The following is a 21,544-nucleotide window of genomic DNA, read 5'->3' on the forward strand; positions in this document are numbered from 1 at the left end:
ACTCAAGAGTACGAGCCCGCTCTACACCATGACCACCTCCAAAACCCTCGCCCTGACCGAAAAACTGATCGCCCTGTCCTCGGTCACGCCCGACGACAAGGGCTGCCAGCAGCACCTGATCGATATCCTCACGCCGCTGGGCTTTGTCTGCGAGACGATACAGTCGAATGACGTCACCAACCTGTGGGCGCGGCGCGGCACCACCTCGCCCGTGTTCGTCTTTGCCGGCCATACGGACGTGGTGCCGACCGGCCCCGTCGAGCAATGGCGCTCGGAACCGTTCATCCCCACGCACCGCGACGGCAAGCTGTACGGCCGTGGCGCGGCCGACATGAAGACCTCGATCGCCGCCATGGTTGTTGCTTGCGAGGAATTTATTGCGGCCACGCCCGACCACACGGGCTCGATCGCCTTCTTGATCACCAGCGACGAGGAAGGCCCGGCCACGGACGGCACCGTCATCGTGTGCGACAAGTTAAAAGAGCGCGGCGAGCAGATCGACTATTGCCTGGTGGGCGAGCCGACGTCGAGCGCGCAGCTGGGCGACATGATCAAGAACGGCCGCCGCGGTTCGCTGTCGGGCCGCCTGACGATCAAGGGCGTGCAGGGTCACATTGCCTATCCGCATCTGGCGAAAAACCCGATTCACGAAGCGGCGCAGGCGCTGGCCGACCTGGTCGAGGAAAAATGGGACGCCGGCAACGAGTACTATTTGCCAACCTCGTGGCAAATGTCCAACATCAACGCGGGCACGGGCGCGAATAACGTGATTCCGGGCGACATGGTGATCGACTTCAATTTCCGTTTTTCCACGGCCAGCACGGCGGAAAACCTGCAGGAAAGGGTGCACGCCATCCTCGACAAGCATGACTTGCAGTACGATTTGCAGTGGACCCTGAGCGGCCTGCCCTTCCTCACGCCGCGCGGCACGCTCTCCAATGCGCTGTCTGCCGCCATCCTGGAAGAAACGGGCATCGCGACGGAGCTGTCGACCACGGGCGGCACCTCGGATGGCCGGTTTATCGCGCAAATCTGCCCCCAAGTGATAGAATTCGGGCCGCCCAATGCCAGTATTCACAAGATCGACGAGCACATCGAACTGCGCCACATCGATCCCCTGAAGAATATTTACCGGCGCACCCTGGAGCATTTGCTGCCCGCCTGAACCAGAATACCGAGGCCCGTCACGGCGGGCCAGAACACCGTCTTTTCGAGAATGCCATGACCCCGAACCCGTTTTCCACGCCACGCGACCTGCTGCGCTACGCCGTTACCCGTTTTAATACCGCCAAGCTGTTTTTCGGCCACGGCAGCGCCGAAGCGTTCGACGAAGCCGCCTATCTGATCCTGCACACGTTGAAGTTGCCGCTCGACAAGCTCGAACCGTTCCTCGACGCCAAATTGCTGCCGTCGGAAGTGGCCAGCGTCATGAGCGTCATCGACCGCCGCAGCATCGACCGCGTGCCGGCCGCCTACATCACCAAGGAAGGCTGGCTGGGCACGTATAACTTCTACGTCGACGAGCGCGTGATCGTGCCCCGCTCCTTCATCGCCGAGCTGATCCCTGAGTACTTCTCGCCATGGGTGGCGGAACCGGAAGCCGTGGAAAACATCCTGGAACTGTGCACCGGCTCGGGCTGCCTATCGATCATGATGGCCGACGCCTTCCCGAACGCCCAGGTCGACGCGGTGGACATTTCCGCCGACGCCCTGGCCGTGGCCAGGCGCAACGTCGACACGTACAAATTGCAAGACCGCGTGAACCTGATCGAATCGGACCTGTACACGAACGTGCCGGCCAAGAAATATGATTTGATCATCAGCAACCCGCCGTACGTGAATTCCGCGTCGATGGGCGCCCTGCCCCAGGAATACCTGGCCGAACCGCAAATCGCCCTCGACGGCGGCAGCGACGGCATGGACCTGGTGCGCAAGATCATCGCCGGCGCGGCCGAGCGCCTGATGGACGACGGCATCCTGATGATTGAAATCGGCAACGAACGCGCCTACGCGGAAGCGGCCTTCGGCGAACTGGGCCTGACCTGGCTGACGACGAGCGCCGGCGACGACATGGTCTTCCTGCTGACGGCCGAGCAGCTCAAGCTGGTATAAGCGCTGGCGTCAGCGCGCAGCGCCTTAATTTACAACACAAAGAAAAAAATGATACGTTTCCTACAAGTAAGCCTGATGCGCGGCATCAAACCGTTGCTCGAACAAGTCGATGTCACCCTCAATCCGGGCGACAAGATCGGCCTGATCGGCGCCAATGGCGCGGGCAAATCGAGCCTGTTCGCCATGATGCGCGGCGAATTGCACCCTGACCAGGGCGAGATCGATTTCCCGGCCAAATGGCGCGTGGCTTACGTGGCGCAGGAAACGCCGCCGCTGGACCGTGCCGCGCTCGACTACGCGATCGATGGCGACATCACCCTGCGCAAACTGGAAGCGGAACTGGCGCGCCTGGAATCGGAACCGGCCACGTCGGAAAACGGTATCGCCATCGGCGAGATCTACAGCGCCATGGCCGATGCCGATGCGTATACCGTGCAGTCGCGCGGCGAGCAATTGCTGCTGGGCCTGGGCTTCACCCTGGACCAGATGCAGCAACCGGTGGCCAGTTTCTCCGGCGGCTGGCGCATGCGTCTGAACCTGGCGCAGGCGCTGATGTGCCCGTCCGACCTGCTGCTGCTCGATGAACCGACCAACCATTTGGATCTGGACGCCATCATCTGGCTGGAAGACTGGCTCAAGCGCTACGCCGGCACCTTGCTGATCATTTCCCATGACCGCGACTTCCTCGATGAAGTCGTCAACGTGGTCGTGCATATCGACGAGCGCAAGCTGAAACGCTACTCGGGCAACTACTCGAGCTTCGAGCGCCAGCGCGCGGCGCAGATGATCCTGGCCGCCGGCGCGCTGGAAAAGCAGCAGCGCAAGCGTGCCCATCTGGAATCGTTCGTGAACCGCTTCAAGGCGCAAGCGTCTAAGGCCCGCCAGGCACAAAGCCGCATGAAGGCGCTGGCAAAGATGGAAGAACTGGCGCCGCTGCGCGCCGCCGCCGAATTCTCGTTCGAATTCCGCGAGCCGCTGTCGGCCCCGAATCCGCTGCTGGTGATGGAAGACGTCGATGCGGGCTACAAGATCGAAAACGAAGCGACGGGCGAAATCACGCACAAGACCATCGTCAACGGCATCAAGTTTTCGCTGCAGATCGGCCAGCGTATCGGCTTGCTGGGCCAGAACGGCGCCGGCAAATCGACCCTGATCAAGACCATCGCGGGCGAACTGATGCCTTTGACGGGCGACGCCACCATGGGCAAGGGCCTCAACATCGGCTACTTTGCCCAGCACCAGGTGGAAATGCTGCGCCACGACGAATCGCCGCTGTGGCATCTGGCGAAGATCGCCCCGACCGTGCGCGAGCAGGAACTGCGCAACTTCCTCGGCGGCTTCAACTTCCCCGGCAACATGGTCACCGCGTCGATCGCACCGTTCTCGGGCGGCGAAAAAGCCCGTCTGGCGCTGGCGCTGATCGTCTGGCAGCGTCCTAACCTGCTGCTGCTCGATGAACCAACCAACCATCTGGATCTGGAAACGCGCGAAGCGCTGACGGAAGCGCTGGCCCAGTTCGAAGGCACGCTGGTCGTCGTTTCCCATGATCGCCACTTGCTGCGCGCCACCACCGACGAATTCATCATCGTGGCCGACGGCAAGTTGCAACCGTTCGACGGCGACCTGGACGACTACAAGGATTGGCTGTTCAAGACCAAGCTGGGTAAAGGTACCGATGTGCTGCCGGCCGCCGGCAAGGCCAACAAGACGGACTTCCCCGTCGTTTCGCCGGTAGTAGCCGCCCCGGCCCCTGCCGCGCCCGTGCGCGACAAGCGCAAGGAAGCGGAAGAGCGCCAGAAAACGGCCACCCTGCGCAAGCCGATCGAAAACAAGATCAAGCGCCAGGAAGAGCAGATCGCCAAGCGCAATGCGCAAAAGGCGGAAACCGACGCCAAGCTGGGCGAGCCGACCATCTACGACGCGGCCAACAAGGCCAAGCTGAAGCAATTGCTGGCCGATCAGACCTTCTTCACCAAGGACCTGGCGCAGCTGGAAGCGGAATGGCTCGATCTGCAGGATCAACTGGAAAAGCTCGGTTAATGCCGTAGCGACAAAAGACGACTCCCGGGTCGTCTTTTTTTATGCCGCCTGCATGGGGCTGGGGCTGCGGATCGCCATCAGGCGGTCGATGTCGACGAGGATCAATCGGCGTCCCGCCACCGTGCCCAGGCCCAGCAGATAATCGGCTTCCGTCTCGCCCAGGCCGGGCACGGCGGCGATGTCGGCGGGCGCCAGGCTGACGATATCGGTGACGCCATCGACCACCATGCCCATCACGCCATTGCTCAGCTGCAGGATGATCACGTCGGTGGCCGGGTCGGGCGCGCCGTGGGCGCTGCCGAACGCGGCGCGCATGTCGACGATGGGAATGATCACGCCGCGCGAGACGGCCACGCTGTGCAGCACTTCCCCTTCCGAGGAAAAACGGTCGAGTTCCTTCAGCGGACGCAATTCCCGCACGCAACGGTAATCGAGGCCGTATTCCAGGCCGCCCAGCCGGAAGCTCAAGTACTGCGTCAGGTATTGCGCGGTTGCGGCGCCAGGCGTGGTCGTGGGCTGCATGGTGTTCCTTTCATCCGGTAAGCGCTGCCAGGATGCGCAGTGGCGCAACGTTGGCCCCATGCTAACCAGCATCACCGCAGGCGGCGTTGAGAAACATCAACTTTCCCGGAAGGCATGCGTAGCCGCACCGCCCCGGCTTGCGCCTGCGCAGCCAACTTCCCTTACAATACCTACATCGTTTCCCCCACAGGCAGGCCATGCAACACCTCGTCAACCCCGCTGAAGTTGAATTTTCCGCCATCCGCGCTCAGGGGCCGGGCGGACAGAATGTCAACAAGGTATCCAGCGCCATCCATTTGCGCTTCCCCATCGCCGCCTCGTCGCTGCCGGAAGCGTACAAGGAGCGGCTGCTGGCCCTGCGCGACAGCCGCATCAGCAAGGATGGCGTGCTGGTGCTCAAGGCACAGCAGTCGCGCAGCCAGGAGCAGAACAAGGAAGAAGCCTTGCGGCGCTTGCAGGAAATCATCGACAGCGTCACCTTTTTGCCCGCCGTGCGGCGCGCCACCAAGCCCACGCGCAGCTCGCAGCGGCGTCGCCTCGACAGCAAGAGCACGCACAGCGTCCTCAAGCAATCGCGCGGCAAGGTCACAGACTGATTACGACGGTGGCTGGTAGGTCCAGTCCAGGCTGCCCGTGCTGTCCGCGAACACGGGCTGCGTGGCCGGCGTGGCGCTGCGCAGCAAGGCCTTGATTTCTTTCGGCGGCCGGTCGTAGACCTTGGCCGGTCCGGGCGGCACGACGAGGGCGCGCACCGTCGTCTCGCCATCGACGAGGCCCAGGGTGCAGCGCGACTGGCCCGCCGTCGCCTGCCGCTCCTGGCGCAATTGTTCCACCAGCGCCAGCATCTGCGCATGCAGGATTTCCGACTGTTTCACTTCCACGCGCAGCCGCGCCACCTCTTTCAGCACGGGAGCGATGCGCGCGGCCAGCTTGTCGTACTGCACCTGCTGCGCCGGCTGCAGCTGCAATTCGCCGCGCCGCAGCTGGCCCGCCAGGGTCAGGTAGTTGCGCACCTCGGGCAATTGCGCAATCGCATCAATTTCCTGCTGGCGCTTGTGCTGCACTTGCTGGTACTGCGTTGCCTTCGCCAGGCTTTCCGCAATTCTCTGCTCCAGGACGCTCAAATCGGGCACGAGGGGAAACAGCAGCATTTCCACCTGCCTGCGGGGGCCTGCGCTGCCGATGCGGATGGTGCGCGCCGCCACGGCGCAGCCTTCGGCCAGTTCGATGACAACCTCGTCGGCGATGATCTCGCAATTGCTGGCGCTGTCGATCACCACGCGCGTGCCGGCGATGACGCAGCTTTCGGCCCGCTTCACGTGCACTTCGCCGCTCAGCGCCTGCAGCACGGAGCCGGAGGCGACGCCCTCGACGCGCACGTCGCCGTGCTCGTTGAAAGCCGTGCCGCCCACCAGGTTGCGCTTGAGCCATATCAACCCGCCATGCGAGTGCAGATGGCCATACACGTCGCCATGGATGGTGATGTCGCTGCCGTCGAGCTGGCGCTGCTCCTGCACTTCGCCGTACTCCTCGTAGGCGGCGCGCAGCTTCAGATTGCCCGTGGTGCGGCTGCTGACGCCTTCGCGGCTGACGATCTTGTTTTCGATCGACATCTTGCCGTGCTCATCGACATTCACATAGCCATCCATGGTGGCCACGACGAAAGCGCCATCGCTGAAATGCTCGACCGACGTGCCTGGCCCCGCCACCGCAGCCAGGTCCAGCTCCAGCGGCGCGGGCGGCGGCAGTGCCTTGCCGGCCAGGTCATAGCCAGGCAAGCCGGGCGTGCCGGGCAGCAGGCGCAGCAGGCGCGCGTGCTTTTTCACTTGCGGGAAGCGGTTCTTGAAGCTGAGCAAATCCAGGCGGCCATCGGAGCGTTCGCGCGGCGCATCGTCACGGTGGATGCCTTGCGACACTTCGACCAGCTGGGCGTCGCGCCCCGGCTGCGGCGGCAGCACCCGCGCCACCGTGATGCGCTCGGCCTTGCCGCTGGCGAGCATGGCGCGCACGGCCACGCTATCGATGCCGTAGTGCACGCCCTTGCACCACAAGTCAGCCACCAGCTCGTCAAACTCGCGGCGCGCCGGCGCCTGGCCATCCGCGTCGGCAGGCAAGGTTTCAAAGTAAAACTCGGCGCTGTCGCCACGGATCTTGACCTGTTTATACAGCGCGCGGCGCTGGGGCGGGAATGGCGCCACGCGCACGGCGATGCGCAGTAAGGCGTCGCCCTTGGGCGCGGCGCGGGGGGCGGGCGCATGGAACAGGGTCAGCAGGAACAAACCGTAATCGAGGCCCGCCAGCAGCTGGCCCGACTGGAACAGCTGGTCGACGGCGGCGCGCAGCTGCGCCGGCGCCAGCGACAGGTCCAGGAACACGCCCTCGTCGCGCTGGACCAGGCCGTGCGGCAAGCCGCCTGCGGGGACCGCATCCGGAACGGGTGTGTCGTCGTCGCTCACGCCTTGCCTCCCCCAGCAGCCATTTCAAAGAATTGCCTCCGTGCACTAGAACAATATCACGGGGCGGGGCCGTGTGCCTGACTGAGCAACAATGCGGGCGGCCAGATGCAAACAGGGCCATGTCTTGCGAGATGGCCCTGTCGGAGGGGGGATGGCTGCCTAGCGGCGCGGCGGGTTGGAATAGATATCCTGGCCCACTTCGTTGATCTGGCGGCGCAGGTCGCGCCGCTCGTCGGGCGTCATGCGGCCCGTGCGGCGCGAGGCGTCGGCGCCTTCGTTGGCGCGGCGCTGCTCTTCGGCGCGCGTGTCGAAACTGCGTGCGTCACGCTGTTCGCGCAGTCGCGTATCATTGCTGCTGGTGCGCTGTACCTGTTCATACCGCTGGGCCTGCATTTGCTGCTGGTCGTCACGGCGTGGCGGCGGCTGGTTTTGCGCTGACGCCAGGCTGGCGGCAAACACGGAGCAAACGGCAAATGCGGACAGCACAGTCGTACGTGCGGCAATAGCTGCGCTGGGAGCGGCGTGAATTTTTTTAGTAAAGATATTCATTGAGTTCCTCTTCCGCGATGCCGTATAAACTTAAAGCTGATTTCCACTGTGGCCCCAGTGTATGATGCTTTACACGGTGCAGTAAGAGTAATTGGGTAAAGTTTGTAACACTTTGTAATGGGTCGCCACAGCCCCTTGCCGACGCCGCGCGAGGCGTTACTATAGCAACTAATATAAGATAACACGACACCCTAAATGACCACAACCTCCACTTCCGGCAGCAACACACCAACGCAATCGATCCACGGCCACCAGGCAAAAATCATGGTGGTCGATGACGATGTGCGCCTGCGCGACCTGCTGCGCCGCTACCTGACCGAACAGGGTTTCAATGTCTTCACGGCAGAGAGCGCGACGGCCATGAACAAGCTGTGGCTGCGCGAACGCTACGACCTGCTGGTGCTCGACCTGATGCTGCCGGGCGAAGACGGCCTGTCGATCTGCCGCCGCCTGCGCGGCGCGGGCGACCAGACGCCGATCATCATGCTGACGGCCAAGGGCGAAGACGTGGACCGCATCGTGGGCCTGGAAATGGGTGCCGACGATTACCTGCCGAAACCGTTCAATCCGCGCGAGCTGGTGGCCCGCATCGGCGCCGTGCTGCGCCGCAAGGGTCCCGATGAAATCCCCGGTGCGCCGTCGGAAACGCCGCAAACCTTCGAATTCGGCGACTTCGTGCTGGACCTGGGCACGCGCACCCTGAAAAAGAATGGAGAAACGGTGCCGCTGACCACGGGCGAGTTTTCCGTGCTGAAAGTGTTTGCCCGCCATGCGCGCCAGCCCCTGTCGCGCGAGAAACTGATGGAACTGGCGCGCGGCCGCGAATACGAAGTGTTCGACCGCAGCCTGGACGTGCAAATCTCGCGCCTGCGCAAACTCATCGAGCCTGATCCGTCGAGCCCGCTCTTCATCCAGACCGTGTGGGGCCTCGGCTACGTCTTCATCCCGGACGGACAGCCGCGCTGATCGCTGGCGAGGCATGATGAAGCTTTTTCCCGATATCAGCCTGGCGCGGCTGAAAAGCGGCTTGTTCTGGCGCACCTTTTTGCTGCTCGGCACCTTGACCACGGTCAGCATGATCGCGTGGTTCAGCATGATTTCCTTCATCCAGCGCGAGCCGCAGGCGCAGCAGATTTCCGCCCAGATCATTTCCGTCGTCACCATCACGCATGCGGCCTTGACGCACTCGGCTCCCGAGCTGCGGCGCGAGCTGCTGTTCGACCTCGTCAGCAATGAAGGCATCCGCATCTTCTCGCTGGAAGAGGACGACCGCATCGAACCGCCGCCCGACAATTACCTGATGCCCGACATCGAGGCGCTGGTGAAGGCCAAGCTGGGCAAGGACACGCGCTTTTCCGCGCGCGTCAACGGGGTGGCCGGCTTCTGGGTCAGCTTCAAGATCGACGACGACGAGTACTGGCTGATGCTGGACCGCGAGCGCCTGCGCGGCCTGACGGGCTTCCAGTGGCTGGGCTGGGCCAGCCTGGTGTCGCTGCTGTCCCTGCTGGGAGCGGCCATTATTTCCAGCCTGATCAATCTGCCGCTGTCGCGCCTGACGGCGGCCGCGCGCGACATCGCCAAGGGCAAGCAGCCGGCGCCGCTGCCGGAAAAGGGCCCGATCGAAATCATCGAGGCGAACCGCAGCTTCAACCAGATGGTCGATGACCTGAAACAGGTGGAATCGGACCGCGCCGTGATCCTGGCCGGCATTTCGCACGACTTGCGCACGCCGCTGGCGCGCATGCAGCTGGAAGTGGAAATGGCGAACCTGTCGGACGAGGCGCGCGAAGGCATCCAGTCCGATATCGGGCAAATGGACGCCATCATCGGCCAGTTCCTCGACTATGCCAGGCCGACGGAAGCGTCGAGCTTTACCGACGTCGACCTCAGCGGCTTGCTCAACGACATGACGCGCGAAGCGATGCGCCTGCCGGACGTGAAGATCAACGCCAGCATCGCCGACGGCGCGCATGCGATGGGCAACCCCACCGACCTGCGCCGCGTGCTCAACAACCTGATCGAGAATGCGCGCCGCTACGGCAAGACGCCGGACAGCGACGTGACGGAAATCGACATCGCCTGCCAGGTGCGCACCAGCCACGGCGCGAAAAAGGTGATCATCGAGGTGCAGGACCACGGCACGGGCGTGCCGGCGGAAAAGATCGAACAGCTGATGAAGCCGTTCACCCGCCTCGACACGGCGCGTGGGCAGGCAAATGGCGCCGGGCTGGGTCTGGCCATCGTCGACCGCGTGCTGCTGCGCCATGGCGCCGAATTGCAAGTGCGCAACCGCGAAGGCGGCGGCCTCGCGTTTCAGATCAGCTTGCCAGCGGCATAAACGGACGGGAACGGCACAGCTGTGCCGTTCCCTGCCGCTCAGGCGGACGCCTGTTCCTGCGCCAGCAATTTATTCATCAACAATTCCGTCGCCCCATAGCCGTACAGGGAATCGCTTTCCATGCCCGGCGTATCGAAGGGAATCGATTCTTCGCGATTCAGCTTGGCAGGGTCGGCGTCCGCATAGCTGGCGCGCCAGGCGCGCTGCAAGGATTCATTGCGGCGGATAAAGGCTGGCATGGGCCAGGCGTCGCGCTCCCAGTGGCGGCTGTCGCCCAGCAGGGGCCAGCGCTCGTTGAGCAGGGCCATGTCGCCCGTGCGCAGGCGGCGCACGGCCTGTTCCGGGCGCAAGCCTTCCAGCTCTTCCAGCGTGGGCAGGCTGTCGCGCTTCGGCCCGAACATATACGCCAGCATGATGCGCCCGGCAGGCGCCCTGCGCGCCACCACGCCGACGGCATAGCCGCCGCCCGGCAAGGGCACGGCAAACCAGCTGCCTTCTCGGTATGGTAATGATTTCATTTCTTGAAGCCCCCTGGAATACTCCGGACAGCCGCTGCTATCCGACGTTAAATTTAATTAGGGGCACAGTCTACGCGAAGCGATGCGAAAGTGGCGCATGGTACGCCACAGCAACAAACCAATAGTTACAATATTTTCTCGTCATAGTGATATTGGGCAACAATCGGCCCCGCCTTGAACAGCGCTTCCTTCATGGCCGTGTCCAGGCGCGCGTCGCGGCGGCGCATCCATTCGAGCAGCATGGCCGCTTCCTTGCGGCTGGTGTCGCCTGCATGCGCGAGCACGCGGCGCAGTTCCGGGTCCGTGCACGCCTCGAAACGCTGGCTGTTCAAGTCCAGCGCCTGCAGCGCGGCGATGGTGGCGCCGATGGCGCGGTGCATGTCGAGCGCGGTGGCCGGCAAGCCGGATTCTTCCAGTGGGACGGTGGTCATGCGCATTCCTTTTCGCGTAGTGGTGACATCGGCTGCATTCTCCACCGCGCGGACGAAAAGCTCAAGCGTCCACGACACGTTTCCACCCGTTCGGCCATAATCATGGCTCAGCAACAGCGCAAACCTCAGCGGCAGGAGCCCCATGTTCAATTTCGACTTTTACAATCCGACGCAAATCCTCTTCGGCCAGGGCCAGATCGCCGCCATCGCCAGCCTGATCCCGCCGCAGGCGCGGGTCCTGATGACCTACGGCGGCGGCAGCATCAAGCAGAACGGCGTCTACGATGAAGTCAAGGCGGCGCTGGCCGGCCATACGGTGCTCGAGTTTGCCGGTATCGAACCCAATCCCAGCTATGAAACCCTGATGCAGGCCGTGGCCATGGTGAAAAGCGAGCGCATCGACTTCCTGCTGGCCGTCGGCGGCGGTTCCGTGGTCGATGGCACCAAGTTCATCGCCGCGGCCGCCCTGCATGAAGGCGAGGCGTGGGACATCCTGGCCAAAGGCGGCAAGATCGTCGAAGCCGCCCTGCCCTTCGGCACCGTGTTGACCTTGCCGGCCACGGGGTCCGAAATGAATGGCTCGGCCGTGATCACGCGCAAGGCGACGCAGGAAAAGCGCTCATTCATGAGCCGCAAGGTGTATCCTAAATTCTCCGTGCTGGACCCGTCGAAAACGTTCACCTTGCCGCTGCGCCAGGTGGGCAATGGCGTCGTCGATGCGTTCGCGCATGTGATGGAACAGTACCTGACCTACCCCGTGAACGCGTCCGTGCAAGACCGCTTCGCCGAAGGCATTTTATTGACGCTGATCGAGGAAGGCCCGAAAGCGCTGTCGCACCCGGACGACTACGACGTGCGCGCCAACGTGATGTGGAGCGCCACCCTGGCCTTGAACGGCCTGATCGGCGTGGGCGTGCCGCAGGACTGGTCCACGCACGCCATCGGCCACGAATTGACGGCCCTGTATGAGCTCGACCATGCGCAAACCCTGGCCATCATCCTGCCCAGCATGTTGCGCGTGCGCAAGCAGGCCAAGCGTGCCAAGCTGCTGCAGTACGCGGCCCGCGTGTGGGGCCTGGACGGCGGCGACGAAGACGGCCGCATCGAAGCGGCCATTGCGCGCACGGAATTCTTCTTCCGCCACATGGGCGTCAAGACGCGCCTGGCCGACTACGGCCTCAATCACGCCAGCGTGGACGCCGTCGTCTCCGCCCTGGAAGCGCACGGCATGACGGCGCTGGGCGAACAGCGCGAAGTGACGCCCGCCGTCAGCCGCAAGGTGCTGGAACTCAGTTTATAGATTCGCGCCACACTGTTGTAAAACGGTCAGCCAGCGGGACAGCTGGCCGTGCTTCATGCTAAGCTGTCATTTCGCTAGGGGTCCTGGAGCAGTCATCCGGGTGAGAGATACCCTTCGTACCTGATCTGGATAATGCCAGCGAAGGAAAGCGCAAAGTACCTCCCTCCTTTGATAGCTCCTGCGTTGGCGCCAGCCGAACAAGCAGCCTGCCGTGCTCTTTCCCGAGACGGCTTGAACCACGAGCAATCTATGTCCACACCGAATTTATCCGTTTCTGTATTGACCCTGGCCATCCTGCACGCGTTTGCCGCGCCTGCCCTGGCCGCGAATGACACCACCGAAGCCGCCGACCCGCAGGCGCAAAGCATGGCCGAAGTCGTCGTCACGGCCAGCAAGGCGCCGGCCGCCAAGCGCGCCTCCGTGGGCGGCTTTTCCGACGCGCCGCTGCTGCAGACGCCCGCGTCCGTCACCGTCATTTCGCAAAAAGACATGCAGGACTTACAGATCCGCAATCTCAGCGATGCCGTCAAGCTCGACGCCAGCATCAACGACGCCTACAACGCCGTCGGCTATGCGGAACAGTTTACGATCCGCGGCTTCAAGCTCGATAACAATTCCAGCTACCGCAAGGATGGCGTGGCCATTCCTGGCGACACGCAAATTCCGCTGGAAAACAAGGAACGCATCGAAGTGCTGAAGGGCCTGGCCGGCTTGCAGGCAGGCGTGGCCGCGCCGGGCGGCGTGATCGACTTCATCGTCAAGCGCCCGACCAACACGCCATTGCGCACCGTCACCGTGGAAACGCGCGAGCGTGGCACCCTGTACGGCGCCGTCGACCTGGGCGGCCGCCTGGAAGACACCCGCTTCGGCTACCGCGTCAACGTGGCGGCCGAACGCCTGCGCTCCTACATCAAGGGCGCGGACGGCAACCGCAAGTTCATTTCCGGCGCCTTCGACTGGCAAATCTCGCCGCAAGCGCTGCTGCAGCTCGATGCCGACTACCAGGACAAGGCGCAGGCGACGGCGCCCGGCTTCCAGCTGCTGAACAATAAAACCTTGCCAACCGGCATCAGCGCCGACGCCATGCTCAACCTGCAGCCGTGGACGCGCCCCGTGGAAACCGTCACCAGCAATCTCGGCCTGCGCTTCCAGTACGCCTTCAATGAGGACTGGCACGCCACCCTGTCGGCCAACCAGCACTCGTTCAAGCGCGACGACTACACGGCCTTCCCGTACGGCTGCAGCGGACAGGACCTGTACCCCGGCTTCTGCGGCAATGGCGACTACGACGTGTATGACTACCGCAGCCTGGGCGAGACGAAAAAGCCGCTGAGCGCGCAAGCCATGATCCAGGGCAAGTTCGCCACCGGTTCCCTGCGCCATGACTTCACGGCCGGCGTCTCGACCTTCCGCCGCAAGGACCGCGCCGGCCTGTACGTGTACGACTGGGTGGGCGTGAGCAACATTTATCAGCCGCAGATCGTCGGCACGTCGCCCGGCGTCACGGGCCCCGTGCGCCTGGTGCGCAAGGATACGGAAAACGCCGTCTTCGTGCAGGATATCGTCAGCCTGGCGCCGAACTGGAAACTGCATGGCGGCTTGCGCCATATCAATGTCGACGGCTACCAGTACGTGCTGAAGGCCGATACGGAAATCCGCGCCAAGCACGATTTCCTGCTGCCGAATGTATCGCTCGTCTACACCCCGCTCGACAATGTGTCCGTGTATGCGGCCTATTCGCAGGGCATGGAACATGGCGGCACGGCCGACCGCAAGGCCATCAACGCCAACGTGGAACTGTCGCCGAGCCGCTCGAAGCAGATCGAACTCGGCGCCAAGATGGATGTGACGCCGGACTTCATGCTGACGGCCAGCCTGTTCCAGATCCGCAAGGGCCTGGAATTCAACCAGTACGTCGACAGCAGCAAGAGCGCCTACAACTTCGTGCGCGAAGGCCAGGCCCAGCACCGGGGGCTGGAATTGTCGGCCCAGGGCAAGGCATCGTCCAGCCTGAGCCTGGGCGCGTCCGTGACGGCCCTGAACAGCCAGCAGTCAGGCACGGGCAATGCCGACCTCGACGGCAAGCGCGTGCCGAACGTGCCCGCCTTCAAGGCGGCCGTGCATGCGGATTACGCCGTGCAGCAAGTGACGGGCCTGAGCGTAAATGGCAGCTGGGAATATGCGGGCAAGAAAGCGTTTGAGTACAACAACACGACCTTCGTGCCGTCGTACCACGTATTCAACCTGGGCGCCGCATACGCCACGCGCATCGCCGGCACGCGCGCCGTGCTGCGCGCCGCCGTCAACAACGTGGCCGACAAGTTCTACTGGCGCGACGTGACGCCGGAATCGGACGGCTATCTGTACCCGGGCGCCAGCCGTACCTTTAAAGTCTCGGCGCAGTTCGACTTTTGACAACCACATGGGGCATGCGCCGGACATGCCCCTATTCATGGATGCAAATATCAAATAATTAAAATATTACAATGTGGCAATTATTAAATTGTTATAATTGCCACCTTTATTTTATTATCCGTGCAAGGCATCTCCATGAAACAGCATGTAGCGTCACTGGCATTTGCCAGCCTGATCCTGATCACGGGAGGCGGCGTCCACGCCACCGAGGCAGCGATTCCCATAGAGCAATTCACCAGCAAGGATCGGTTCAGTACGCCACGCCTGTCGCCAGATGGCAAACACATAGCGGTCACGACTCAGGTGCAGCAGGGCGGGCGCAGCATCCCCATCATCACCATCTATGCCTTGCCGGACATGAAAGCGGTAGGCATGCTGCGCCTGCGCATATTTGAAGTGCCGCTTAACTACCTTTGGTTGACAAACACGCGCTTGGTATTGCGCAAGGGTCTGGAACTGGGAGAGCTGGAACAACCGGTATCAACTGGTGAAATCATTGCTTTTGACCTCGACGGGTCCAAGCAGGAATACCTGTTCGGCTACGATATGTTCCGCTCGTCGAGTCGAGGCGACCGCCTCGACGATGATCATGGCTATGCCCGCATCAACGGCGTTCCCTTGCCGCGCAATAGTCACGTCTTTCTGTCAGCCCAGGAATGGGATCGTGACCGGTCAAAGTTATACGACGTCGACAGCAAGAAGGCCCATCGCAAGACCCTGGCCGACATCGCTGCGCCACGCCTGCAGTTTGTGCAGCAGCGCAATAGCGTACCGCGCTTCGCCTACGGCTGGGACGACAAGAACGAGCCGGTGCTGTACCGTCTTGATGACGCCAGCGGTCAGTGGCGTCTCACCCCTCCCGCCCCAAAACAAACCACAATCCCGTTCCAGTTCACAATGGACGACAGCGCTTTTTTTGCAACCCATGCCGTCGACGGTGGCCCGGAAGCCCTGGTGCGGGAAGAGTTGGCTAGCGGAAAACAAGTGGTTCTCGCGCAAGATCCTGTTGCCGACCTGGGCAGCGTAATGTATGACGCCAACGAGATGCCTTTTGCAGTATCTCACCAGCTGGGCCGTACCCGTGCCATCTACCTGGACGCCGATAGTGCGGACGCCCGGCTGCACAAGCAATTGAGCGCATCTTTTCCGGACGAATATGTACGCTTCATCAACTTCACGGATGACGGCGCCACCTTGCTGTTTTCCATCTACAGCGATCGCGACCCGGGAAGCTACTACCTGTACGACAAGGCCAGCAACAAGGCGGAACTGCTGTACTCGGCCATGCCTGGCATCGACCCGGATCGCATGGCCGAGCGCCGTCCCATTGCCTTCAAGGCACGCGACGGATTGCAACTGCATGGCTATCTGACCATGCCGACGCATGCGCCAGGCGTCAAATTGCCGCTGGTTGTCATGCCCCACGGCGGACCGCACGGCGTCTACGATACTTGGTCGTTCGACAGCGATGCGCAGTTCCTCGCCAGCCGCGGTTACGCGGTACTCCAGGTTAATTTCCGTGGTTCCGGGGGCCGTGGCGAGACCTTCATCCGGGCAGGCTACCGTCAATGGGGCGAAAAAATCCAGGACGACATCCTGGACGGCCTCGCCGCCGTCATTGCTGAAGGCGAAGTCGATGCAGGGCGCGTCTGCTCCTACGGCGCCAGCTTCGGCGCCTACTCCGCAATGATGCTGACCATACGTGCGCCTGGCGCCTTCAAATGCGCTATCGGCTATGCCGGCGTATATGACCTCAGCTTGTTCAGAAAAGAAGATAATGCGCGCCGCCACAAATATATCCGGAATGCCTACCAGGATTACATCGGTGAAAACGACAAGGAACTCGACGCCATCTCGCCTTCACGCCTGGCTGACCGCATCAAGGTGCCGGTATTGCTGGTGCACGGCGACAAGGACAAGACGGCGCCACCGGAACACGCCGAGTTGATGCGCAAGGCCTTGGCCAAGGCCGGCAATGCACCGCAATGGATGATGGCGGAAAATGAGGGACATGGCTTCTACATGACCAAAAACGCCACCGCGTTCTATCAACAACTGGAAAGCTTCCTGGCCGAGCACATCGGCAAATAAGGCTGCTTTACCCCGCCATGCTCGGGGTACTGGCGCTCAACCAGGCATCCGCCTGCTCCAGCCGCGCCGCCAGGCTGCCGCTGACAAGCAGATAGGAAATCTGGCGCTCAGCCAGCTCCTCAAGCAGCTGGCGGTGAATCAGCTGGCGCACGGCTTCCGACTCGCGCTGCAAGCCGTCGGCCACCCAGGGGCTGTCGGGCGCCGTGACCAGGGTCAGGCCATAGTGGTAGTCATCGGCCAGGGCGGCCAGCGGCGCATCGACGCCATGGAAGTAATGGCGGCTGTAGACGGCCGTCATCAGCGGCGTCGTGTCGCAAAATAAGAAATGCTGCGCCTGCGCGGCGGCCGCGTTTTCCCGCGCCAGCTGCATGCGGGCAATCCCAAACTGGTCGGCCGCCACGGGCACCCTGCCTTGCGTTTCCACAAACTCGCGTAAATACTCGGGCACCCAGACGCTGCCATAGCGCTCGGCCAGGGCGGCCGCCAGGGTCGACTTGCCCGACGATTCCGCGCCCAGGATGGCCACGCGCACGCAACGCTCCATCACTTGAGGACCATCGCGCTCGGCGCGGCCGGGGCCGACTTTCTCCACGCCAGCAAGCCGATGACGGCCATCACGACAAAGAACGCATACAGCACGGCCGTCAGGGTCAGGCCCTTGTGCACATACAGCCACACGTACAGCACGTCGACGATGATCCAGGCGATCCAGTTTTCCAGTTTCTTGCGCGACAGCAGAAATTGCCCCACCAGGCTGCCTGCCGTGAGGAAACCATCCGCATGGGGCACGTCCGTGTCCGTCGTCGTCAGCAGCCAGGCGATCAGCAGGAAGCCCACCAGCCAGCCCGCGGCGCACGCCAGCCAGCCGCGGCCGTCGAGGCGCGTGACGGGCAGGGTCTTGCCGCCGCTGGCCGGATGCAGCCATTGATACCAGCCCCAGAACGAGACGCTGATGAACAGCAGTTGCAAGGCCATGTCGCCGTACAGGCGCGACTCGAAAAACACGAAACCGTAGGCGGCCGAGGAAATGATGGCGAACAGCCACGCCCAGTGATTCTGGCGGATGTTCAGCGCAACGGTTGTCAGTGCCAGGACAAAGGAAATCAGTTCAAGCGGCGTGGTGGCAAAACCCAGCAGGAGAAGCGTATCGTTCATGGGAATCGTGATGAGGCTGGTGGTGCAGTATGCAATACCGGCCATGAATAAGCAAGATTGCCCTTGCCGTCCGCCGCCCTTCCCGCCTCAGACGAAGCCCGCCCTGGCGGCGCGCGCCAGCGAATGCCGCACGATCAGCTTGTGAAACGGGCGGATCAGCAGGATGTAGGCGCGCCCCACCCGGTTATGGCAATGCACGACGCTGGAGACGGTCACGCTGCCATGGCGGCCCGCGTCGCGGTTGCGCAGCACGGACAGGCGGAAATCGAGGTGGCTGTCATCCTCGCCCAGGATGATCTCGTCATCGCTGACGGCATAGATGCGGAAGATGCCGATGCGCTTGCCTGGCCGCGCTTCCATCTGTTTTGCCGTCCGGATACCGAAGCGCGCCACAATGGCGTCGCGCAGCACCATCAGCTTGCGCGCCCAGCCCGGCTGCTTGCCCAGCAGCTGGCGCGCCAGGCTCTGCATGTCCATCTGGCGCGCCTGCGCGGTGGGTAAATCGACGGCGTACGCGTCGGCCAGATTGCTGCCGGGATACAACGGGGCGATGCTGGCGCCTGGCGGCAAGTCCACGCTGCGGACGGCAATGTTCATCTCATGCATGTGCTCTCCATGTTTTCAGTGATAACATGCCTATCATACACGACGATGTGAACAGCGATAACATAGAATGACAACAACGAGCACCTATCATCACGGCAACTTGCGCGACACCCTGGTCGCCACCGTCATCGCGCAACTGGCGCAGCAGCACGACGCGGCCCTGTCGCTGCGCGAACTGGCGCGCACGGTGGGCGTGTCGGTCGCCGCCGTGTACCGCCACTTCCCCAGCAAGGAAGCCCTGCTGGCCGAGGCGGCGGCGGCCGGCTTCGCCAGCCTGATCGCCAAATGGGAGGCCGAACTGCCGCCGCAGGGCAGCCTGCCTTCCGAACAGCGTTTTCAGCTGCTGGGCCAGCAATACATCGAATTCGCCCTGGCCGCGCCGGCCCACTACCGGCTGATGTTCGAGCACCAGGACGTGCGCCAGTTCCCCGCCCTGCAGGAAGCGGCGCAGGCGTGCTTTCAATATGTGCTGCAGACGGCAGGCGCGGCCGTGCGCGAAGCGGGCCTCGATGCGCGCTGGGACAAGGCCGCCGCCAGCGCCGGCTGGTCGCTGGGCCACGGCTACGTGATGCTGCTGCTGAGTGGCCGCCTGGCCATGGCGGACGGCGGCGACGACCTGTCGCCGGCCATGGTGCCGCGCTTTTTTCAGTTGCCGGTGGAGGCACTGCGGCAGGCTGCCTTGCCATGCGGGACAACCGTCATACAGTCAAATTGACTCGCTTATCGGCAGGCGCCGCCTTCAGGAGCTTTTGACTCATGCACAACATATCGATAGACACACTCTCCGTGATCGCCAGGCAATGCATTGCCGCCACGTGCCTGCAACGCTTTTGCCGGCGCTTTGATGTGCATCATCCCGCCCTGTCCGCGTTCTCCGCTCACGTGTGGAAAGTGGCGCAGGTCGGGCCAAGGGATTTTGCGGCTTGGGAACGAGGCTTTGCGTCCCTGGCTGTCACGGGCATGGGCGATCCCTGGCCGGAAGACGTGCGCGCGGCACTGCCGGGGCACCTGCTGGGCGCGCTGGAAGCACTGGTGCAGCATGTGCTGGAAACGAGCGCCTGTACCTGGCATGGCGATGACCTTCCGGCCAGCCGGCGCCAGCTGGAAGCCGTGCTTGAAATCTGTGCCAGGCATGGCGTGGCCGTGCCGCCGCTTGCGCACTATGTGCAGCACGATGCAGCGCTGCGTGGCGGCTGGGGGCCGACGCTCACGGACGAAGAAGTCCGGGCCTGGCAAGCCCTGATATAGCGCTTACGCCAGAAGGCCTTGGCGCACCTGTTCGAGCAGGCGCTCCTCTTCCTCCGTATCGGCATCGATTTGCGTGACCACGGTCCAGAACGGCGCACACGTCTTGATCTGCTCAAAAGCACGGCGCGTTTCCAGCCGCACCATGGTTTTCCTGAGGCTATGCAGATAGCCTTCCTCGATGGCGCAGAGCAACTCGTCATCGGCAGCGTCGATCAGCTCGCTTAAAGCATCTTCGATCCTTGCATAGCCCTCGTCCCACAATTGCCCGATTTCCGGCACGTCGGCTTCCATGCACTCGTTCGACCAGTCCGGAGGATAGTAATCGCGCGCCCTGTTACCGGGATCGGTGTCGAAACTCAGCGAAATGGACGGGAACGATACGGCGTTGAAGGCAAAGGCTGAAAATGCCTGATCCTTGAAAGCGGACGCGCCCAGCAGCGCCAGCGAGGCGCTGGCCAGCCTGAACCAGGTTGCTTCAACGTCATAGGCTGTTTCAAACGCGTGCCAATCCGGCGGCAAATCGGGAGTCTGGGGCATGGGAACCTGTCGAAAAAGAATAGCGGTGGATAGTGGAGGAATTATACGTGGCGCAGGCAATGCGGCAGGTCGTGGCGCATGAACAGTGCGGGGCCATGCCGGAACCGCAGGCCGGTGGGGCGCAACGCATAGTCGGCGGCCAGGAAATATGGTTTTTGCAACAACGAGGCGGCGCTTGGCTTTGGGGTTGCGGGCGGAGGACGCACACCCATGGCGGCGTCGAGCAGGCTCTTTCGTTGACCATCCCACGGCGGCAGATCGGCCGGTGGCAATGGCAGGATTTTATCGAGGTTGGGGAAGCGGCGATTGGGGTTGAAGCCGAGGGCATTACTAAGCATACGATATCGCTCGCCACGAGCCTTGTCCACATATGGCGCCAGCATATCGGCAAGATCAAAAGGTGAACCGAATTCAATTGCCAATGCATTTGCACAATCCTCACAACCAAACTTAACACCCTCATGCAACACCTTTAATGCACGATTTTTTGTTTCAGCGTTACGCGGTCCAATTATTTCTCCAGTAGCAGCACTCGGAGACAAATACAGAAAATGCAATTGATAAGCTGCTAGGCCATTTCCTTGGCCAAAAGCACACTCCAAAATTTTTGTCGCTACCGGAATATTCGACCAATAGCCCGCGCCCTCACTACGTGGCCCCACTTTTAATTTAAGCGCCAAAAATGCCATCGCTTGCGGGTTACCCATCTGTGCAGCCTTTTGCCAAAAGGCATAAGCGCGAGTGATGTCGCCGTTGACACCCGTGCCATTCGCATAATACGTTCCCATCCGGTCATACGCCGCCGGTATGCCCAGCCGCATCGCCTTTTCCACCAGTTGCACCGCTTCTTCCTCACCATATAAAGGATCGCGCCCTTCCACATACAGGCTGGCCAGATTGAGCATCGCCTTCCAGTGCAATCGCTCTGCCGCCTGACGCGTCAGGGCGACGACTTTTTTGTAGTCGCGGTCTTCCACGAAAATTTCAGGATCTTCCATGGCGCGCGCTTCGAGGAACCAGTCCTCGGCTTGCGCATCGATGGGCGGCACCTTGCTCGCCTCGGTTTCGCAAATGAAATCCGAAACATGCGGATTGAAGAGGGGCAAGCTTTGGTTGCGTGGCAGGACTTTGTCGTTAGGCATTTTGCAGGCAAGCAGGCAGCACAAGACAATAAGCGACGCAAGGCGTCCTCTTGAGCCAGCCATGCTGGATTGATTGCTATCCAT

General features: G+C 62.4%; 21 protein-coding genes and 1 riboswitch. Of the genes, 11 read left to right on the top strand and 10 right to left on the bottom strand.

What is annotated here, in order from left to right; all coding sequences use genetic code 11:
- The first annotated feature begins 28 nt into the window (after positions 1 to 28).
- The 3 genes from dapE to BZG29_RS20335 are packed head-to-tail and all read left to right on the top strand — an operon-like array spanning position 29 to position 4,152.
- Positions 29 to 1,165 carry a succinyl-diaminopimelate desuccinylase gene (dapE, locus tag BZG29_RS20325; protein WP_077406894.1) on the top strand — a complete coding sequence of 379 codons (1,137 nt, stop codon included), beginning with the start codon at positions 29 to 31 and terminating at the stop codon, positions 1,163 to 1,165.
- A gap of 56 nt (positions 1,166 to 1,221) precedes the next feature.
- Complete coding sequence (gene prmB, locus BZG29_RS20330) at positions 1,222 to 2,112, top strand: 50S ribosomal protein L3 N(5)-glutamine methyltransferase (protein WP_077406897.1); 891 nt, start codon at positions 1,222 to 1,224, stop codon at positions 2,110 to 2,112.
- 48 nt (positions 2,113 to 2,160) lie between these two features.
- Positions 2,161 to 4,152 carry an ATP-binding cassette domain-containing protein gene (locus BZG29_RS20335; protein ID WP_077406900.1) on the top strand — a complete coding sequence of 664 codons (1,992 nt, stop codon included), beginning with the start codon at positions 2,161 to 2,163 and terminating at the stop codon, positions 4,150 to 4,152.
- Between the two features lie 39 nt (positions 4,153 to 4,191).
- Here BZG29_RS20335 and BZG29_RS20340 read toward each other — a convergent pair whose 3' ends face one another.
- Positions 4,192 to 4,674: a chemotaxis protein CheW gene (locus BZG29_RS20340; RefSeq protein ID WP_077406904.1), complete on the bottom strand. Its 483-nt coding sequence runs from the start codon at positions 4,672 to 4,674 to the stop codon at positions 4,192 to 4,194.
- Between the two features lie 197 nt (positions 4,675 to 4,871).
- On the opposite strand from BZG29_RS20340, the gene arfB reads away from it, so the two are divergent.
- Positions 4,872 to 5,270 (top strand): alternative ribosome rescue aminoacyl-tRNA hydrolase ArfB, encoded by a 399-nt coding sequence (arfB, locus tag BZG29_RS20345; RefSeq protein WP_034749850.1) that lies wholly within the window; start codon positions 4,872 to 4,874, stop codon positions 5,268 to 5,270.
- On the opposite strand, the gene BZG29_RS20350 is transcribed toward arfB, so the two are convergent.
- Positions 5,271 to 7,130 (bottom strand): flagellar assembly protein A, encoded by a 1,860-nt coding sequence (locus BZG29_RS20350; RefSeq protein WP_077406907.1) that lies wholly within the window; start codon positions 7,128 to 7,130, stop codon positions 5,271 to 5,273. It abuts the gene before it with no gap.
- 159 nt (positions 7,131 to 7,289) lie between these two features.
- On the bottom strand, positions 7,290 to 7,679 hold the full coding sequence (locus BZG29_RS20355; protein ID WP_099378341.1) for a hypothetical protein: 390 nt from the start codon (positions 7,677 to 7,679) through the stop codon (positions 7,290 to 7,292).
- A 264-nt stretch (positions 7,680 to 7,943) separates the two neighbouring features.
- Between BZG29_RS20355 and ompR the strand changes: the two genes are divergently transcribed.
- Both ompR and BZG29_RS20365 read left to right on the top strand, forming a co-directional pair.
- Entirely contained in the window at positions 7,944 to 8,645 is a 702-nt protein-coding gene (ompR, locus tag BZG29_RS20360; RefSeq protein WP_223278807.1) for a two-component system response regulator OmpR, read from the top strand.
- Between the two features lie 13 nt (positions 8,646 to 8,658).
- Complete coding sequence (locus BZG29_RS20365; protein ID WP_077406916.1) at positions 8,659 to 10,017, top strand: sensor histidine kinase; 1,359 nt, start codon at positions 8,659 to 8,661, stop codon at positions 10,015 to 10,017.
- A gap of 38 nt (positions 10,018 to 10,055) precedes the next feature.
- Here the strand turns inward: BZG29_RS20365 and BZG29_RS20370 are convergent, their stop codons facing one another.
- The gene (locus BZG29_RS20370; protein ID WP_077406919.1) at positions 10,056 to 10,535 is read right to left on the bottom strand and encodes an Imm26 family immunity protein; all 480 of its coding nucleotides are present in this window, start codon (positions 10,533 to 10,535) and stop codon (positions 10,056 to 10,058) included.
- Positions 10,536 to 10,660: 125 nt separating this feature from the next.
- Positions 10,661 to 10,966, bottom strand: a complete 306-nt coding sequence (locus BZG29_RS20375) for a hypothetical protein (RefSeq protein WP_034750230.1) — start codon at positions 10,964 to 10,966, stop codon at positions 10,661 to 10,663.
- A gap of 142 nt (positions 10,967 to 11,108) precedes the next feature.
- Between BZG29_RS20375 and BZG29_RS20380 the strand changes: the two genes are divergently transcribed.
- The 3 genes from BZG29_RS20380 (at position 11,109) to BZG29_RS20390 (ending at position 16,772) form a co-directional block, all read left to right on the top strand.
- On the top strand, positions 11,109 to 12,266 hold the full coding sequence (locus BZG29_RS20380) for an iron-containing alcohol dehydrogenase (RefSeq protein WP_077406922.1): 1,158 nt from the start codon (positions 11,109 to 11,111) through the stop codon (positions 12,264 to 12,266).
- Between the two features lie 66 nt (positions 12,267 to 12,332).
- Positions 12,333 to 12,430, top strand: a riboswitch (TPP riboswitch).
- A gap of 85 nt (positions 12,431 to 12,515) precedes the next feature.
- Positions 12,516 to 14,681 (top strand): TonB-dependent siderophore receptor, encoded by a 2,166-nt coding sequence (locus BZG29_RS20385; RefSeq protein WP_077406925.1) that lies wholly within the window; start codon positions 12,516 to 12,518, stop codon positions 14,679 to 14,681.
- 135 nt (positions 14,682 to 14,816) lie between these two features.
- Positions 14,817 to 16,772 (top strand): S9 family peptidase, encoded by a 1,956-nt coding sequence (locus tag BZG29_RS20390; RefSeq protein ID WP_077406927.1) that lies wholly within the window; start codon positions 14,817 to 14,819, stop codon positions 16,770 to 16,772.
- 7 nt (positions 16,773 to 16,779) lie between these two features.
- On the opposite strand, the gene BZG29_RS20395 is transcribed toward BZG29_RS20390, so the two are convergent.
- The 3 genes from BZG29_RS20395 to BZG29_RS20405 form a co-directional block, all read right to left on the bottom strand.
- Positions 16,780 to 17,316 carry an ATP-binding protein gene (locus BZG29_RS20395; protein WP_077406930.1) on the bottom strand — a complete coding sequence of 179 codons (537 nt, stop codon included), beginning with the start codon at positions 17,314 to 17,316 and terminating at the stop codon, positions 16,780 to 16,782.
- A complete protein-coding gene (gene pnuC / locus BZG29_RS20400) occupies positions 17,316 to 17,927 on the bottom strand; it encodes a nicotinamide riboside transporter PnuC (RefSeq protein ID WP_077409210.1) in 612 nt (203 codons plus the stop codon). The genes BZG29_RS20395 and pnuC overlap by 1 nt, the downstream gene beginning before the upstream one ends.
- 87 nt (positions 17,928 to 18,014) lie before the next feature.
- Positions 18,015 to 18,533 carry a DUF2867 domain-containing protein gene (locus BZG29_RS20405; protein ID WP_077406933.1) on the bottom strand — a complete coding sequence of 173 codons (519 nt, stop codon included), beginning with the start codon at positions 18,531 to 18,533 and terminating at the stop codon, positions 18,015 to 18,017.
- A gap of 67 nt (positions 18,534 to 18,600) precedes the next feature.
- Between BZG29_RS20405 and BZG29_RS20410 the strand changes: the two genes are divergently transcribed.
- Together BZG29_RS20410 and BZG29_RS27920 are read left to right on the top strand one after the other, a co-directional pair.
- Entirely contained in the window at positions 18,601 to 19,248 is a 648-nt protein-coding gene (locus tag BZG29_RS20410) for a TetR-like C-terminal domain-containing protein (RefSeq protein WP_077406936.1), read from the top strand.
- A 41-nt stretch (positions 19,249 to 19,289) separates the two neighbouring features.
- A complete protein-coding gene (locus BZG29_RS27920) occupies positions 19,290 to 19,781 on the top strand; it encodes a hypothetical protein (RefSeq protein ID WP_150131010.1) in 492 nt (163 codons plus the stop codon).
- A gap of 3 nt (positions 19,782 to 19,784) precedes the next feature.
- Here the strand turns inward: BZG29_RS27920 and BZG29_RS20420 are convergent, their stop codons facing one another.
- The gene (locus BZG29_RS20420; protein ID WP_077406942.1) at positions 19,785 to 20,318 is read right to left on the bottom strand and encodes a hypothetical protein; all 534 of its coding nucleotides are present in this window, start codon (positions 20,316 to 20,318) and stop codon (positions 19,785 to 19,787) included.
- 41 nt (positions 20,319 to 20,359) lie between these two features.
- Entirely contained in the window at positions 20,360 to 21,544 is a 1,185-nt protein-coding gene (locus BZG29_RS27925; protein ID WP_150131011.1) for a tetratricopeptide repeat protein, read from the bottom strand.

It is taken from the genome of Janthinobacterium sp. LM6 (genome assembly GCF_002002885.1).
Taxonomy (GTDB): Bacteria; Pseudomonadota; Gammaproteobacteria; order Burkholderiales; family Burkholderiaceae_D; genus Janthinobacterium; species Janthinobacterium kumbetense.

Bases quoted from the DNA above. Each gene is read 5' to 3' on its own strand.
- dapE (WP_077406894.1), top strand. From the start codon at position 29: ATGACCACCTCCAAAACCCTCGCCCTGACCGAAAAACTGATCGCCCTG.
- prmB (WP_077406897.1), top strand. From the start codon at position 1,222: ATGACCCCGAACCCGTTTTCCACGCCACGCGACCTGCTGCGCTACGCC.
- BZG29_RS20335 (WP_077406900.1), top strand. From the start codon at position 2,161: ATGATACGTTTCCTACAAGTAAGCCTGATGCGCGGCATCAAACCGTTG.
- BZG29_RS20340 (WP_077406904.1), bottom strand. From the start codon at position 4,674: ATGCAGCCCACGACCACGCCTGGCGCCGCAACCGCGCAATACCTGACG.
- arfB (WP_034749850.1), top strand. From the start codon at position 4,872: ATGCAACACCTCGTCAACCCCGCTGAAGTTGAATTTTCCGCCATCCGC.
- BZG29_RS20355 (WP_099378341.1), bottom strand. From the start codon at position 7,679: ATGAATATCTTTACTAAAAAAATTCACGCCGCTCCCAGCGCAGCTATT.
- ompR (WP_223278807.1), top strand. From the start codon at position 7,944: ATGGTGGTCGATGACGATGTGCGCCTGCGCGACCTGCTGCGCCGCTAC.
- BZG29_RS20365 (WP_077406916.1), top strand. From the start codon at position 8,659: ATGATGAAGCTTTTTCCCGATATCAGCCTGGCGCGGCTGAAAAGCGGC.
- BZG29_RS20370 (WP_077406919.1), bottom strand. From the start codon at position 10,535: ATGAAATCATTACCATACCGAGAAGGCAGCTGGTTTGCCGTGCCCTTG.
- BZG29_RS20375 (WP_034750230.1), bottom strand. From the start codon at position 10,966: ATGACCACCGTCCCACTGGAAGAATCCGGCTTGCCGGCCACCGCGCTC.
- BZG29_RS20380 (WP_077406922.1), top strand. From the start codon at position 11,109: ATGTTCAATTTCGACTTTTACAATCCGACGCAAATCCTCTTCGGCCAG.
- BZG29_RS20385 (WP_077406925.1), top strand. From the start codon at position 12,516: ATGTCCACACCGAATTTATCCGTTTCTGTATTGACCCTGGCCATCCTG.
- BZG29_RS20390 (WP_077406927.1), top strand. From the start codon at position 14,817: ATGAAACAGCATGTAGCGTCACTGGCATTTGCCAGCCTGATCCTGATC.
- BZG29_RS20395 (WP_077406930.1), bottom strand. From the start codon at position 17,316: ATGGAGCGTTGCGTGCGCGTGGCCATCCTGGGCGCGGAATCGTCGGGC.
- pnuC (WP_077409210.1), bottom strand. From the start codon at position 17,927: ATGAACGATACGCTTCTCCTGCTGGGTTTTGCCACCACGCCGCTTGAA.
- BZG29_RS20405 (WP_077406933.1), bottom strand. From the start codon at position 18,533: ATGCATGAGATGAACATTGCCGTCCGCAGCGTGGACTTGCCGCCAGGC.
- BZG29_RS20410 (WP_077406936.1), top strand. From the start codon at position 18,601: ATGACAACAACGAGCACCTATCATCACGGCAACTTGCGCGACACCCTG.
- BZG29_RS27920 (WP_150131010.1), top strand. From the start codon at position 19,290: ATGCACAACATATCGATAGACACACTCTCCGTGATCGCCAGGCAATGC.
- BZG29_RS20420 (WP_077406942.1), bottom strand. From the start codon at position 20,318: ATGCCCCAGACTCCCGATTTGCCGCCGGATTGGCACGCGTTTGAAACA.
- BZG29_RS27925 (WP_150131011.1), bottom strand. From the start codon at position 21,544: ATGGATAGCAATCAATCCAGCATGGCTGGCTCAAGAGGACGCCTTGCG.